This window comes from Nitrospirota bacterium, assembly GCA_016194305.1.
Classification (GTDB): domain Bacteria; phylum Nitrospirota; class Nitrospiria; order JACQBW01; family JACQBW01; genus JACQBW01.
In genome coordinates this window covers 45321-60589 of the sequence record JACQBW010000016.1, presented here as the reverse complement: position 1 = coordinate 60589, position 15269 = coordinate 45321, and the positions used below count along the sequence as shown (strand labels likewise).

Genomic DNA, 15269 nt, shown 5'->3' with positions numbered 1-15269 from the left:
ATTTTACCTCGGCTCTTCTTTAGCCATCCGGTTCATCTCCAGCTTAAACTTCACTTTTGATTCTTCCGCATTCATTTTGGAATCCGTGATGATCCTTTCACCAAAAAAACCACTCTTTCCGAGCGATTCTTTAATTTTTTCCAACGCCTCAAAAGAGTCGGTTTCCCCTTCAAGACGGACTTTTTCTGAATCCACGGAAATCTCATTGACTTCGATCCTGATCTCCTTGGGAATTTGAACGGTAATTTCCCTTAATATCTCAAGCGAGGTGCTCCCCGGCATATTGAAAAACAGTTCCCTTTTCTTGAGTTCGGAAAATCCTCCGCGTGCCTGTTCCATTTCGTTGACAATCGGACCCTTTCCTGGAAAGAGATCCCGGTATTCCTTTTGGAGAAGCCGGCTCACGGTATCATAATGGTTCTTCTTCACCGAAAAATGGATCCCAAGATCGATCCATCCGAGCAGGATAATGATCAGGGAAAACACAAAAATAGTCCGCTGAGTTCCTTTTTTCCCTTTTTCAACCGTAGCATGGGAAAACTCCTCTTTTCGAAAATTGATCTGTGACAGGGTCCCTTTGAGTGGCGTTCCCTTCAAAGCAAGGCCTATCGCCGGAACAAATCGTGGATCAATCTCCTTGCCGTCAAAACTGACCTTCCTTTCGAGCCGGATCGAAAGTTCGCTGGAAATCCAGTCGGGAAGTCCCTGAATCTCTCCTCCTTCACCGCATACAAAGAGAGCCTGCAAGGTGTCGCCTCCTTCACTTCTAAAAACCTGCATCGTCTTCAGAAATTCATTGATCAACGGATGGTCTCTTTTCCAGCTGCCTTTCTCCGAGAGTCCCTGGAGTCCAATCCCAATGGCGCGAATCATGACCGGAGCGTCTTCTTTGACGATACAGAGAGTCGTCTGGTCGAAGCCGATCTTTATCAGGAGAACACTCTCTTTCTCCCTCTTCATGGCGACACGGCAGAAATTAAAGAGCGCCATCCCATCCCATTCCAGCTGATGTGGATCAATGCCGTACCGGTGAAGTTTGTTGATAAAACCGCTAAATTGCTCCTTCAGGGTCACAGCCACCATCATCCGGCTTGAACCATTCTCCTGGGAAAGTAGATGATAAGAGAGTATGACCCGATCAAGCTCAAATGGAAGGAGCGGCTCCATTTCAAAGGGAAGGACCTGTTCAATTTTTTTCTGCTGAACAAATGGAAGTGAAAGGAGTCGTGCTGAAACCAGCGTTCCCGGATAGGAGACGATGATCTGATCGGCCCGGGCAATTATTCTTCGCAAATTTCCGGATTTTTCGAATTCCGCTAATTCCCCCTCATCGCATGATCGAAGTTGAAGCGAGCCTTTCCAGCTGACCTCAAATTCTGAAAATCGGATTTTCTCGCCATCCAGTTCCAGTCCGATAATCCTCATGAAGGGGTCCCTGTTAGGGTGAAAACCGGCTCCTTTAGCGTCCCTTTTAAAAAAAGTTCCATGGGGAAACCCGTTCTGGCGTGAGGAGAAAGAAACGCAAGGGGAATCACCTTATTTAAAGCCTCTTTCGGAGTAAATTTCATTGAGATATTCAGGAGACTTCTTTCAAGCGGAAATTCGATCAGAACGGTTCCGGACCCGTTTAGATCGGCGAGAGATCCGGTCGAATTCAGGCGGTCCAGCATCAGTGAACCTTCCCGAATAACACCATGGCCTGTTAACTTATAAATGGTCAGCTCCGGAAGGGAAAAACCTGAAAAGGAGAGCCCTTTTCCGTTTATCCCGTTGCCTTCAATATTAAGAAATCCCTTTCCTTTCGCCGGATCCCTTTCTTCCCACCGGTATTCAGTTTGAAACCTGATTTTCCCTTCTACCGTGATCCCTTTCTCCCATGGAAATTTTTTGAGATCAATCTCTTCCCCTTCAGCCGTCACCGAATAGCGGGAAGCCCCACCTCCCCTTTCTGCCGCGACGACTCCTCTGATCTCGCCGCCCCAACTTTTCAGATTAAATCGGGCATCGAGGCTCTTCTTGAATAGAAGAGAGGTGACAAGGAAATCGACGTTTAAACGATCCATGACAAAACGGGGTTCCTTCTTTCCATATGGGAGGATCGTGATCTGTTTCCATTCGGTGCCGAGCGGAAAAACAAAACGGGTCTCGCCCACAGTCAGTTCGGACTCAATGGCTTTTTGAAATTGAATAAAGAACCAGCGCTGAACCTTCTCTTTTGGAAAATTTAAAATGAGAAAAATGAGATAGACGGCCAGCCCGTATAAGACCAGGCCGGCGATCGACAATATCAGCCTCTTCCTGTCCGAGACCCAGGTCATCTCCATCTTCACGAGGGTCTCACTTGATTGAAAGGGGCAATAGATTAATTTGACGGCTCCAGGTCTCCTGGCTACCATCGGGACGGACCACGACCAAAGTGACCTTGACCGCCCGGGGAAGGGATGAGATAAACGTCTTGCCGCTATTCCATTCCCTGTTCCATCGGGTTCCATCGTAATATTGAATATCCAGCTCTTTAACTTTCTCAAGGATCACTTCCTTTTCTACCGGGCCATTCGACAGAAAATGAGGGTATTCTTCATGCTGAAGCCTGTAAAAAGGATCGTCGGGCAATTTTTCCAAAGCATACTGAACTTTTGTCAGGTCCGAATCAGGCAGATTCGGGATCAGGTGAAGGTGAGACATCGTAAAGAAAGAGAGAGAATCGTTTGAACCCTCAGGACCTGTTCCGTGTGCCCCCGAAAAAAGAAGGGGCGTCGAAGCGGAGTAACTCTGATAAGCACTCAGGAGCTCTCTTGTCATTTGATCAAAGGTCAGCCGGATTTCCCTGTACCCCTCCCTTTCCAGATTTATTTTTTCTGTCACACGGGAAGTCGCAATGAATGTTTCATATAGAAAAAGGGTCATCAAAGCAATGATCGATAAAACAATTAGAACCTCAATGAGCGTAAAACCTTTCGGCGGCACCCTGATCTCACTCATCGGTTATCCGGGAGAATTGCGAAAATATTCCACCCATTCCGCTTCCTCATCCCGCTCCCCCTTTTTCCAGATGACCTTAAAGCGAACCTCTCTTACCCCACCAAGCGGTGTCTCCGAAACTGTTTGTTCCCATCGAAATCCCGAAAACGGATCGTCAAACGTTCCCTTTGTCTCACCCGCTTCCGGCTTTTCGGTTAGCTGAAACCCGGTCAGTTTTTCATGGGAGAGAAAATCGGCTCTTAAAAGCTGCCGGGCAGAATAGGTCTCCTGGATGTTCTGATTTCTGAGAGAAAGAAGAGGAACAAAAACAATCGCAACCAGGGTGAGCGCAATCATGACCTCCAAAAGTGTAAACCCGCTATTTTTCTTCCACATAACCGTCAATCCACTTCACTTTTCCCGAAAGAGAGTGAACCTGCAAGGTCATTGGCCGGCCCCCCTCCTCAAAATGGAATAGTCCCTTTTCGACTCTGCCCTGCGGGTAAAAAAAAAGGGAAGCCGTTCCTTCGGTCACTTTCCCCTGCCGAAGCGTGACCACATCCTTCAGAACGATTTCTCTCCCCCAGGCCGCCTTTTCGACCGAGTCGGAGTGATAGGGAACAAATTCACCTTTCTCATCGAGATAACTGACGTCGTAACGTTGTTCCGAGAGGTAGAAACTCAGCCTGAAGATCTTCTGTCGAATCTCGGCCTCGTCTCTCAAAGACTGGATCGTTCCGGTCAGGTGCCGAATCGCCGTTTTTGCATTCCCTTTTGAAATTCCGGCGATTCTCGGAAGCAGGAGCAGCGCAATCAAGCCGATGATCAAGACAACGATCACGATCTCAATCAGGGTAAAGCCCCTGTTCCATTGATAAGCGTTCACCTGCTGCGTTCTCGTCGTTCGGCAATTCTCACGTACCCACATATTACGCTCCGATTGCCTCACTCCTGCGGCCTAGCAGCTGATCCCTTCTCAATGAACAGAAATTCAATCTTGTTACCTTCGTTGAATCAATCGATATTCCAGCTCTCGATATCCGCGTTTTTTCCCTCTCCCCCTTTTTCCCGGTCTGCTCCGTAGGAGACCAGGTCAAAATCGCCATGGGCACCCGGCGCAATATAACTATAGGGAGTTCCCCAGGGATCTTTCGGTATCTTAGTCATATAGCCCCCCTCTTTATATTTTATCGGGATCCTCCCAATCGTCGGTTTTTTGACCAAGGCATCTAGACCTTGTTCAGTCGAGGGATAATAACCGTTGTCCATTTCATATTGCTGAAGGGCCTGTTCAATATTCTTGATCTGAACTTTTGTCGCCGTTCTTCTGGCTTCATCTGTCTGTCCGGTAATTCGGGGAAGGATCAAAACAGCCAGGATTCCGAGAATCGTAATGACCACCATCAACTCGATCAGCGTAAAACCATGCTTGTTGCGAATTAAATTCATAAAACCCTTTCCTTATCGATAGTCCAGAATTACCTTTTTATATTTATCTGACGATGGAACTCATTTGAAAGATGGGGAGAAGAATAGAAATGACAATGAAAAAGATCACCAGCCCCATTCCGAGAATCAGGATCGGCGATAGAAGGGATGTCAAAGTTCCAATTACCGCCTCCATCTCGTAATCGTAGGTCTCCGCGACCTTTCCAAGCATCAATTCCAACTCTCCGGATCGTTCTCCCACGCCGATCATATGAATCATGAGGGGTGGAAACAGACCGCTCCGCTTCAGGGGTCCGGCAATGCTTTCCCCCTCTTTAATGTTTTCCCGTGCCTTCGATATAGCCTGTTCCAGAACTTTATTGCGAACCAGCGTTTTAACAATATCCAGGGCCGTCAGAAGAGGAACCCCTCCCGCCAGGAGAGTCTCGAGCGTTTTGGCAAATCGGGAGAGGCTGAGCCGTTTAATCATCGATCCGGCAACCGGTAAATTCAAAATCCAGCCGTCCCACTTCAGCCTCCCCGCCGGGGTATGGATATACCGGCGGAAGAGATAGATCATCAGACCGGCTGCCATGAGAAAAATCCATCCCTGGTTCCTCACCAGGTCGCTGAATCCTATAAGGATCTTGGTCGGAAGAGGGAGGGCCTGATGCATATCTTCAAAAATCACCACAACCCTGGGGATCACAAAAGTAATCATCCCAGCCAGAACAAGCAGAGAAATACCGACCATCAGAATCGGATAAGCCAGAGCCGAAACGAGTTTACTCTTGAGGCGGTTTTGATGTTCGAGATACTGGGCAATCCGATCCAGCATCCGGGCCAATGTTCCGCTTGCTTCCCCTGCACGGACCATCTGGATATAAAGGGGCGAGAAATAACGCGTGTAATCGGTCAATGCCTGGGAAAGGGGATGTCCCTCCCTGATTTTCTCACGAATACCGGAAACCATTTTCTTCAACTGGGGCTGTTCAATCTGTTCGACCAAGGCTTCCAGCGCTTCCATCAATGGGAGCCCCGCGGAGATAAGCGTAGAAAGCTGGCGGGTCATTAACGAAATTTCCAGAGCGGATATTCCTCCGAAGAGTCGCCGGTTTAAGAAAGATCCCCCTCCTTCGGGTGACGCACCAGCGCGGGAAGACGAAGTGTCCTCATGCACTTCGGTCGGAAAAATACCCTGGATCTTCAACCTGGTCCTTGCGGTCTTGGGATTTTCCGCGTCGATCATCCCGCTCATTTCGCGCCCTTCAGCTGTCAATCCCTTATATTCATAAATCATATCGTTGCTCGTGTAAACCAAATATCTAATCGATTAAAAAAGCTGCTCAAAAAGATCCATTTGTGAGGCCGCAGGAGCGAGGCAAACGGAGCGTACAGAAGCAGTACGTGAGTATTGCCGAACGACGAGAACAAAACAAATGGGCTTTTTCAGCAGTCTTTTCAAACAGTATCGACCTGGGTAACTCTCAGCACCTCATCCGTCGTCGTCACGCCCGTGAGAATCTGCCGGATGCCATCAGCCCTCAGGGTCACCAAACCCTTCTCTACCGCATGATTCTTGATGCTCGTGGAATCGACTTTGCCCAATATTTCGGTTCTTACGGCATCATCGATCATCAGGAGTTCATAGATTCCCATCCTGCCCCGGTATCCGGTCTGGAGACATTCCGTACAGCCTCCGGCACGGTAAAATAGCGGCGGCCGCGATGAATCGGCGGATAGCCCGAGCTTTTCCAATTCCGCGGGTTGAGGGGCATAAGAAATCTTGCAGACATCGCACAGTTTTCTGACCAATCGCTGGGCAATAATAGCAACCACCGATGACGAGACGAGAAACGATTCGATTCCCATATCGATCAGACGGGTAATCGCCCCCGCGGAATCGTTGGTATGAAGCGTTGAAAAAACAAGATGCCCGGTAAGGGAGGCATGAATGGCAATTTCAGCCGTTTCGCTGTCCCGGATTTCGCCAACCAGAATCACATCGGGATCCTGGCGCAAAATCGAACGAAGTCCATTGGAAAAGGTCAAGTCGATCTTCGGGTTCACCTGCATCTGACCGATTCCTTTCAACTGGTACTCTATCGGGTCTTCTATCGTAATAATATTCTTGTCCGGGGAATTTATTTTATTGAGAATGGAATAAAGCGTGGTGGTCTTTCCGCTCCCGGTCGGTCCTGTGACGAGGATAATCCCATGAGAAAGTTTAATCAATTGCTCAACTTCGGCGAGTGTCTTTTTGGAAAATCCGAGATCATCGAGATTCAACAGGAGATGTTGTTTATCCAAAAGTCTTAAAACCAGCCGCTCTCCATGGGCCGTGGGGATTACGGAAACTCGAATATCAATCTCTTTACCGGCAATTCGAATTGAAAATCGTCCGTCCTGGGGCAGCCTCTTTTCGGCGATATCGAGTGCCGCCATAATCTTAATTCTCGACGTCATGCTAGATTGAAGACGTTTCGGAGGAGTCAGGATATTATAGAGAATTCCGTCGATCCGGTACCGGATGATAAAATCCCTTTCAAAGGGTTCAAAATGAATATCACTCGCTCTTTGTTTGACTGCCTGAAAGATCAGGGAATTGACAAGCCGAATCATGGGCGCTTCGTCGGTGGCTTCCAGAAGGTCGACCGATCCGGGGATCTCGCCTGAATCCAAATCAATCATATTTCCCTCTATTCCCTCCATCACCTGATTGGCACTCTCCTGCGACTTTTCATACATCTGATTGATCATCGAGAGAATGACCGGATAGGTAGCCAGAGAAACCTCAATTTCATGTCCAAAAAGGAGCCTCAGGTCATCCAGGGCATTCAGATTAAAGGGAAGCGCAGTGGCGATTCTAATCCGGGACCCTTCTTTTCTTAGCGGGATGAGTTCATTCTTCTTGGCGAACCCGATCGGAACCTTCTCAATCCATTCCTTTTCAATCTCCATTTCTGAAATAGAGGCGAGAAAAGGGATTCCAAGCTGAATCGCAAGCGACTCCAGTTCCCCTTCGGGCGAAAGGTGGCCTAATTCCCTGAGCGCCTCCCCCAGAGAAATGTTTTTGTCTGCCTGAAGATTGGTGCCCGCATGAATTTGAACGTCAGTGAGACGATATTTCTTTTGAATCCATTCCGCCAATTTCATTTCATCCATGGATCGACCGAGAGGTCACTAAAATAGTTTATTTTGAATTATTCCGGCTGGGGAGGATTGACCTGACTAGGGGTGACATCTTGCCGCGAAAGTTCCGGCCTTTCCATTTTATTTTTTTCCCTAAATTCATCCATTTTCCCCATCTTCGCTTTTTCGAGTTCGGTAAATTGAGACGGATCCTTTAAAATATGAGGGGTCAGAAAAATCATTAAATTGGTCTTTTCCAATGTTTTAGACTGGTATTTAAACAGCCAGCCGAGAAGAGGAATATCTCCGAAAAAAGGAACTTTGTTTTCTGTCACGACATAGTCATCCCGGATCAGGCCTCCGATGACAATGGTCTGTTGATCAGCCACGACCACGGAGGTTGTCGCTTCGCGCTTGTTAGTGGTCGGTCCGAGATTTTGAGAAACGCCCTGAGCTGTTGCCACCACGGAAGAAATTTCCTGACGTATGTCAAGTTTGACTCTCTTGTCTTCAAGAACTTCCGGAGTCAATTCCAGACTGACCCCGACATCTTTTCGATCAATATTCTGCTGGATAACCCCTCCGGGCGTGGTGGTTGTCCCCACCGGAAAAGGGACGTTTTGTCCCACCACGATTCTTGCTTTTTGAAAATTCGTCGCAAGAATCTGGGGAGTCGATAACACATTGACATCCGAGTCCGCTTCGAGCGCCCGCAAAAGTCCCTTGATATTGAGGATTGTTCCCCCTGTTCCAAAAGGACTGGTTATCGCCCCGGTTCCGGCCCCCACAATCAGTCCGGATGAATTCGCAATGGCGGCCGGGCCTCCTGTAGCGACATCCGCGATCGCCCCGAAATTCGTCCCTCCGATCACACCGATTCTGGAGTCCGGGTTGAGGTTGGCCAATTCTATACCCAAGTTCTTTAGCTTCGAAACAGACACTTCCATAATCACCGCTTCGACGTAAACCTGTTTTTTCTCCTGATCAAATTTTTGAATAATCTCTTTAAGCATTTCAAAATCTTTTGGCGAGGCGTAAACAATTAACGAATTGGTTGCTTTATCCGGGAACACCTGGACCTGACCTTCAAAATCACCTTCTCCCCGAATTCGGGGATGTTGAACCAGGGCTGCGGGACGAGCCAGAAAACTCGTCAGCGTTTTGGTCATCTCTTCCGCTCCGGCATTCGCCAGGGAATAGAGATGAACCGCTCGCTCGACGGGAACTTCGCTCGAGGGCAGAATTTGAACGACTTCGCCCGATTGCACTGTGGTAAATCCTTTCATGTCCAGAACATTGAGAAAGACATCATAGGCCTTTGAGATCGTCATTTTAGTGGGCGAAAAGACCGTCACTTTTCCCCTGACTTTTTCATCGATTATGAAATTCTTCCCGGTCAATTCGCTGAAGAACTTGACCAGGACCGGAAGATCAACGTTGTTAAAATCAAGCGTTACCTTTTTTTCAGCTGGAGGGGTAACTTCCGGTTTTATTTCCTGACTATATGAGGGGTAAGGAATGAGAACAGTGAATGTGGCAAATAATAGGAGAAGAGAAAATAAGGGTTTCAATGATAGGAGTCTTTACCTCAACATGATGGACGAGGGATCGTTCTCGGTACTAACGGATTTCATAACTCATCGTTTCTTTTTGCGAGTTTCTGACGACATCGATACTGATATTGTTTTCATCTTTCAAATGCTGAAAGACTTTCAAAAAACTTTCGGGATCTTTAATCTCGACGCCGTTTACCCTTTCCAGAACATCCCCGTTTTTGAGTCCGATTTTTTCATAGAAACTGTCAGGGACTATCGCAAATACCCTAAACCCGTCCGGCTTTCCATCTGAAAAATTCGGAATCACTCTTGCCTGGGTCATAAGCTGGTTTAAATTATCAAGGTTATGTTCGACCTCCTGACGGTCGAGCGCCCATCGATTGGAGGAAAGCTGGCGGATTCCTTTCGGTTCCAAGATGGAATTATTCAAGCTCGCTGGCCCTGCAGGGAGAGAGGTTGGAGGAACAGCGGACCGTTCTTCATCCAGCTGCAGTCGAAGGGTTTCTGCACCGCCCGCATAAGCAAGACGGACCTGGTTTCTCAGGATCTGTGAAATTCGAACTTGATCAATCAGACGATCGTTTAAATGATAAAAAATCTGCTCTTTGGACTGGAGATCTTCGATAATCGCGAATGAATTTTCCGGATCTCCTTCCGACGTTCCAACGAGCCGGAATCTGGCCTGCAAGTTAATCGGAGGGGAGATGACCGGAGCTAACGAGGCCACCCGCTCTTCTTTTTTACCCCGCAACTTTGAATTAAAGATATTTCCTTCAACGATCAGCGTCGCCTCATCGGTCCCGGAAAGGGTGGAAGCCGGGCGGCTCATCTCCTGAACTCCCTTTGGAAGCAGAGAGGCTGAGGCCTCCAGTTTACTTCCTATTAGAAGATTGGTCACATCGGCCAGCAGGAAGGAAATGATCGTCACACTGAATAAGGAGATCAACCAATTCTTATTTATAGAACCCATCGCAATACTCCGAAGAATGACTGCCTTTCCGCCGAATCTGCATAGAAAGTATGCCTCATTAATTATTTCGTAAATGTTGTGATTTGTCAAGGATTTAAGGGGCTCTGTGCGCCCCTCCCGGGCTAGGAGGTCGTCTCTGTGATTCGGGCCTCGACTTTCCCCTCGGCGAGGATAATTTCGACCGATTCTTCTTTCCGAACCTCCCGGTTCGATTTTAAGATCGACCTTTCCGGAAGTTTTCGGGTAATACTGTATCCTCTTCTGAGAATGTCGAGGGGTCCGAGGGTTCCCAGGTTAGAAACAAGGGCTTCAATCTCTTTTCTTCGATAGAGAAGACGATGTTTCGCCTGATTGACCAATCTGTCAATGAGCCCTTTCACCTCTACCTCCAGTCGTTTCAGATTTTCAGCAGGGTTTTGATAATCAAGTCGATCGCAGAATGATTCAAATTCCGTCCTACGGGCCGCCACGGTGCGAAGAACCGCGACAGAGAGTCTTTCCAGGTAATCGTCGCATTTTTGAGAATAACTCTCAATGAGCTTCCGCGGACTCAAGATCCTGAGCTGAACTTTTTCAAATTCCTTTCTGATCCCCTCCAAATTTCTTTGACAGCTCGTCACGAGTCTACTTTGAGCCGATCGGATGCTCTCGATCAGGTCGAGGTGATTCTTCACAACGAGTTCTGCTGCTGCGGAGGGAGTCGGAGCCCTTAGATCCGCCACAAAGTCTGCGATCGTCACGTCCGTTTCATGTCCCACCGCGGATATGACCGGAATCGCCGATTTGAATACAGCTTCAGCGACAGTCTCTTCGTTAAAAGCCCATAGATCTTCCAGCGATCCGCCTCCTCGACCGATGATCAAAACATCGATTCCGCCAATTTGGTTCATTTCTTCAATCGCATGGGCTATGGCTGAAGGCGCCTCGGCACCCTGAACAGGAACCGGATAAATCAGAATATTCACTGCTGGATGGCGTCGCTCGATAATCTGGAGCATATCCCGGATTGCGGCTCCTGTCGGGGATGTGACAATTCCAATGCGTCTTGGAAAAGCGGGGATCTCCCTTTTCCGACCCTGTTCAAACCATCCTTTCAGGCGGAGTTTTTCTTTAAGCTGTTCAAACGCAAGCTGAAGGGCACCGACGCCTTTAGGCTCGACGCTTTCGAGAACAATCTGATATTCACCGCGAGGCTCATAAACGGTAATCCGTCCGGAGCAGAGGAGTTGTTGTCCCTCCTTCGGAATAAACTTGATTCCTTTCAAAGTCGACTTGAAAACAATTGCTTTGACCTGGGATCTTTCATCCTTTAACGTTAAATAACAGTGCCCGGATTGAGGTATACGCAAATTGGAGACTTCCCCCTCGAGCCAGAGATTCGAAAAGGCCTCTTCCAGCTCATTTTTGATCAGGGCGTTTAGTCCGGATATGGTATAAACCGTCTTTTCAGAAAAAGAAAAAAGATCTTCCATTTCAGAACTGTTCCGTTATTTGTATTCTCTGGATAGAACGGGATCTCCCTCCCGGGAGCGTTTCGATGATGACACCGGAAAGAACGGCGGGACCCTCTGCCGTTTCAAAACGGTGAGGCATTTGAGTTAGAAACTTTTTAATGGCGATCTCTTTTTCAATACCGATGACGGATCGGGTCGGCCCGGTCATGCCGACATCGGTGATATACGCCGTTCCTCCCGGCAAGACTTCTTCATCAGCCGTCTGGACATGGGTATGCGTACCGACGACGGCGCTGACCCGGCCGTCGAGATACCATCCCATCGCTCGTTTTTCGGATGTGGCCTCTCCGTGAAAGTCGACCAGAATCGTTGTGGTTTCATTTCTCAGCTTCTCAATTTCAAGATCAGCGGACCTGAATGGGCAATCCGAAGGTGCCATAAAGATCCTTCCTGCCAGATGGAGAATTGCTAACTTCTCAACGTCAGAATTCGGAGTCTCTACGGTCAGCACGACACTCCCTTTTCCGGGAACCTCCGGAGGATAATTGGCCGGCCGCAAAAGTCGGGGTTCTTCGGAAATAAAGGGAAGAATCTCTTTCTTGTCCCAGATATGATTGCCTCCGGTAATCGCGTGGATCCCGGTTTTAAAAAATTGTTCGGCAATCTTGGGAGTAATGCCGAATCCGGCCGCCGAGTTTTCACCGTTCGCGACGACGCAGTCAATTTTATACTGCTGGATTATTCGGGGAAGCGTCCGCTCAAGGATCTTGCGGCCCGGTTCCCCGACGATATCTCCGATAAAGAGGATTCTCACATTTTTTCCATGCCGAACGAATAGGGATCAGCCGCCGGAGAGAGGAGATAGGCGCTAACCATCAAACATTATTTGGCGTATTCAACAAAGCGCGATTCCCGGATTACAGTTATCTTTATTTGCCCGGGATAAGTCAACTCCGTCTGAATTTTTTTTGCAATATCGCGGGAGATTTGAGCCGACTCATTATCGGTGACATCTTCCTCCTTCACGATGATCCGGATTTCTCTTCCGGCCTGAATGGCATAGGCCTTTTCCACCCCTTTATAAGAGGTCGCAATCTTTTCAAGTTTTTCGAGGCGTTTGATATACGATTCCAGATTTTCTCGCCGGGCTCCGGGCCGGGCAGCCGAAATGGATTCTGCTGCGGCGACAAGCGCCGATTCGGGACAAATACATTCGACATCACCATGGTGAGCGGCGATCGCGTTGACGATCTGCGGCGACTCATTGTATTTCTTCGCAATATCCGCTCCGATCATCGCATGCGGCCCCTCTTCTTCGTGGCTGACGGCTTTCCCGATATCATGCAAGAGCGCTCCGCGTTTTGCCAGTTTCACATCGAGCCTTAATTCCTCGGCCATCATACTGCATATAATGGCAGCTTCTTTCGCGTGCATCAGGTTATTCTGGCCGTAGCTGGTCCGGTATTTCAGGCGGCCAAGTATCTTGACAATTTCCGGATGAACATCCGCAACACCCAGCTCAAAAAGAACCTTTTCGGCATCTTCTTTCATCGTTTTGTCGAGATCCTTTTTGACCTTTTCAACAACTTCTTCAATTCTGGATGGATGAATTCTTCCATCTGACATCAGGCGTTCCAGTGAAAGTTTTGCAATTTCTCTTCGCACCGGATCGAATCCGGATATAATAACCGCACCGGGGGTATCGTCGATAATCAAATCAATTCCGGTGGCCGCTTCAAGCGCCCGGATATTTCTCCCTTCTCTTCCAATGATTCTTCCCTTCATGTCATCCCCGGGAAGTGTCAGTACGGAACAGGTGGTCTCTGCCACATACTCATTGGCATATCGCTGTATCGCGGTGGTAATAATCTCCTTGGCTTTCTTCTCAGCGGTTTCCCGGGTCTCTTCTTCAATCCTCAAAATCGATTTGCCCGCTTCAAATTTAGCTTCGTCTTCCAGGTTTGAGACCAGCTGACGCCGTGCCTCCTCCGCAGTGATTCCGGACAGATTTTCCAATTTAAACCGGATTTCCTGGAATCCATTTTCAAGCTGTTTCTTCTTTTCTTCACTCTCCCGCTCTTTTTGGATTAATTCCCGTTCCTTACGCTGACTCTCTTCTTCTTTTTTGGAAATTTGGAAACTCCTTCTTTCAAGGCTTTCTTCTTTTTGTCCCAATTTCCGTTCCAATTGAGTCAGATCTTGCCGTCGTTCCTGGATCTCCTTTTCCAGGTCTTCACGATGGCGAAGAAACTGGGATTTCGCCTCTAAAAAAATTTCTGTTTTCTTATTTTCGGACTCTTTCTGGGCCTCTTCAAGCTTCTGTTGAAAAAAACTCTCTTTATCCGCAAAGAGAGAGCGGATCTGTCGGCTCTTGATCAACCATCCGAGACCCGTCCCCGCCAAGAGGGAGCCCAACAGAATTAAACCTATTTCAGGATCCATGATCATATCCTAACCTCCCACAAAACTTGTCTTGACAATAACATCAGATATAAGATTCTTAATTGGCAGAGGTATCGAGGAACGGCATTCCTGATTTGGACGTATTCTAGGAAGTTTGGAAAAGGAAAGGAAGAGTGAAAAGAAAAGAATCTATATCAGAAAACCTTTCAGCGGGTCAGGAACAATCCAAAGCCCCACACGGTCTTAGCTTTCCGTTTAAGATAGGTTTTGCTGATTCTTCAAAATAATTTCTTCTTATTTTCAACACTATTTTCAGATTCACTCTTTCAAAATTTACCAAATCTTCCTGAGTATCCTTTCAGCCAACCTGTTTAAATTTTCATCTAAAGGGTAAAAAACCCCCACCTTTGCGGTTGAAACAGAAAATTTGTACCCGGTTTCCCAGGTGGGAATATCGTTGAAAACTTTAGGCTTTCCGGAAATCCGGACATGCACACCATTTTCAAACCCTACTCCCAAATTGTTTTAAACGTTGGGACAAAACTTCCTGCTTTCTCACCCACAACGCAGGGGTTCTTATAAGACGAAGACTAGCACTCGCAAATAAAAAATTCAAGCAAAAGTTTGCCCAAGAGTGATAGCCAAGCAATTCTGACCAAAAACAAGGTAGGAGCAAATACAAAGACTGCAAAAAAATTATTAGTTGTCCCTGCCGAGGAGTGCCATCATTTGAAACTCTATTTGCAGGTCGTTAGGCCACAGGAGAAAGGAAACCGGTCTGTTAAAATTTCATGTCTTCGAATTCTTCCTCGATACTCTCTATCAAATCTTTGGTTTTTCTGTCCAGGAACATCTCGCGCTGTTTGTATTCCCTCCGGGACTGGAGATATTCATGGGTAATGTTCACCGCCGTCAGGATCGCCAACTCGGACATTTGTGCGGTTTTGGCCCGTTTGCCGACTTCTTTCATTTTTTTGTCGACAAACGAAGCCACTTCACGGATATAGCCTTCTTCGTTTTCCCCTTTTAGCTTGTATTTTTTTCCGTAAATCTCAACTTCCACAAGTTTCGCGGATTTATCACGATGGGCATGAGTCATCGATTTATCCTCTCCTGCAGGGAAGGGATAAGGGAAGTTCGGGTTTTAATGAGGTAAACCTTCCATTTCTCCCAGAATATTTTCAATGCGTACTCGGATCTCACTTTTTTCATTTTCCCAAAATCTGTTTTCTTCTTCGAGCTTCAAGATTTTCTCGGACATCGCTTTAACTTCCGTCTCAAGAAGCCCCTTTTCATTTCTTAATAGTTTGATCATCTCCATCATTTTCCGGATCTGAACTTCCAGTATTTCCAGTTTTTCCATCG

At 47.5% G+C, this 15269-nt stretch carries 15 protein-coding genes and 1 other RNA gene; all 16 read right to left on the bottom strand.

Going from position 1 to position 15269, the window contains the following annotated elements; genetic code table 11:
- Nucleotides 1-3: 3 nt before the first annotated feature.
- Nucleotides 4-1425, bottom strand: coding sequence for a PilN domain-containing protein (locus HY200_06215; GenBank protein ID MBI3594537.1), 1422 nt, complete (start codon nucleotides 1423-1425; stop codon nucleotides 4-6).
- Nucleotides 1422-2330 carry a type II secretion system protein GspN gene (gene gspN / locus HY200_06210; GenBank protein MBI3594536.1) on the bottom strand — a complete coding sequence of 303 codons (909 nt, stop codon included), beginning with the start codon at nucleotides 2328-2330 and terminating at the stop codon, nucleotides 1422-1424. Before gspN ends, HY200_06215 begins: the two co-directional genes overlap by 4 nt.
- A 7-nt stretch (nucleotides 2331-2337) precedes the next feature.
- Nucleotides 2338-2982, bottom strand: a complete 645-nt coding sequence (locus tag HY200_06205; GenBank protein MBI3594535.1) for a prepilin-type N-terminal cleavage/methylation domain-containing protein — start codon at nucleotides 2980-2982, stop codon at nucleotides 2338-2340.
- 3 nt (nucleotides 2983-2985) lie between these two features.
- Nucleotides 2986-3357, bottom strand: coding sequence for a prepilin-type N-terminal cleavage/methylation domain-containing protein (locus tag HY200_06200; protein ID MBI3594534.1), 372 nt, complete (start codon nucleotides 3355-3357; stop codon nucleotides 2986-2988).
- Nucleotides 3341-3889, bottom strand: coding sequence for a prepilin-type N-terminal cleavage/methylation domain-containing protein (locus tag HY200_06195; protein MBI3594533.1), 549 nt, complete (start codon nucleotides 3887-3889; stop codon nucleotides 3341-3343). Before HY200_06195 ends, HY200_06200 begins: the two co-directional genes overlap by 17 nt.
- Nucleotides 3890-3975: 86 nt before the next feature.
- A complete protein-coding gene (gene gspG, locus HY200_06190) occupies nucleotides 3976-4410 on the bottom strand; it encodes a type II secretion system major pseudopilin GspG (protein MBI3594532.1) in 435 nt (144 codons plus the stop codon).
- 43 nt (nucleotides 4411-4453) lie between these two features.
- A complete protein-coding gene (gene gspF, locus HY200_06185) occupies nucleotides 4454-5689 on the bottom strand; it encodes a type II secretion system inner membrane protein GspF (GenBank protein MBI3594531.1) in 1236 nt (411 codons plus the stop codon).
- Nucleotides 5690-5850: 161 nt separating this feature from the next.
- Nucleotides 5851-7545, bottom strand: coding sequence for a type II secretion system ATPase GspE (gene gspE / locus HY200_06180; protein ID MBI3594530.1), 1695 nt, complete (start codon nucleotides 7543-7545; stop codon nucleotides 5851-5853).
- 47 nt (nucleotides 7546-7592) lie between these two features.
- On the bottom strand, nucleotides 7593-9092 hold the full coding sequence (locus HY200_06175; GenBank protein ID MBI3594529.1) for a hypothetical protein: 1500 nt from the start codon (nucleotides 9090-9092) through the stop codon (nucleotides 7593-7595).
- A 49-nt stretch (nucleotides 9093-9141) separates the two neighbouring features.
- Nucleotides 9142-10047, bottom strand: a complete 906-nt coding sequence (locus HY200_06170; GenBank protein ID MBI3594528.1) for a PDZ domain-containing protein — start codon at nucleotides 10045-10047, stop codon at nucleotides 9142-9144.
- 122 nt (nucleotides 10048-10169) lie between these two features.
- Nucleotides 10170-11519, bottom strand: coding sequence for an exodeoxyribonuclease VII large subunit (locus HY200_06165; protein MBI3594527.1), 1350 nt, complete (start codon nucleotides 11517-11519; stop codon nucleotides 10170-10172).
- Between the two features lies 1 nt (nucleotide 11520).
- Nucleotides 11521-12315 (bottom strand): TIGR00282 family metallophosphoesterase, encoded by a 795-nt coding sequence (locus HY200_06160; GenBank protein MBI3594526.1) that lies wholly within the window; start codon nucleotides 12313-12315, stop codon nucleotides 11521-11523.
- Between the two features lie 68 nt (nucleotides 12316-12383).
- Nucleotides 12384-13949: a ribonuclease Y gene (gene rny / locus HY200_06155; GenBank protein ID MBI3594525.1), complete on the bottom strand. Its 1566-nt coding sequence runs from the start codon at nucleotides 13947-13949 to the stop codon at nucleotides 12384-12386.
- Nucleotides 13950-14298: 349 nt separating this feature from the next.
- A non-coding RNA gene (gene ssrS, locus HY200_06150) (6S RNA) lies at nucleotides 14299-14480 on the bottom strand.
- A gap of 205 nt (nucleotides 14481-14685) precedes the next feature.
- Nucleotides 14686-15003, bottom strand: a complete 318-nt coding sequence (zapA, locus tag HY200_06145; protein MBI3594524.1) for a cell division protein ZapA — start codon at nucleotides 15001-15003, stop codon at nucleotides 14686-14688.
- Nucleotides 15004-15048: 45 nt separating this feature from the next.
- Entirely contained in the window at nucleotides 15049-15267 is a 219-nt protein-coding gene (zapB, locus tag HY200_06140; protein ID MBI3594523.1) for a cell division protein ZapB, read from the bottom strand.
- Nucleotides 15268-15269: the final 2 nt, after the last annotated feature.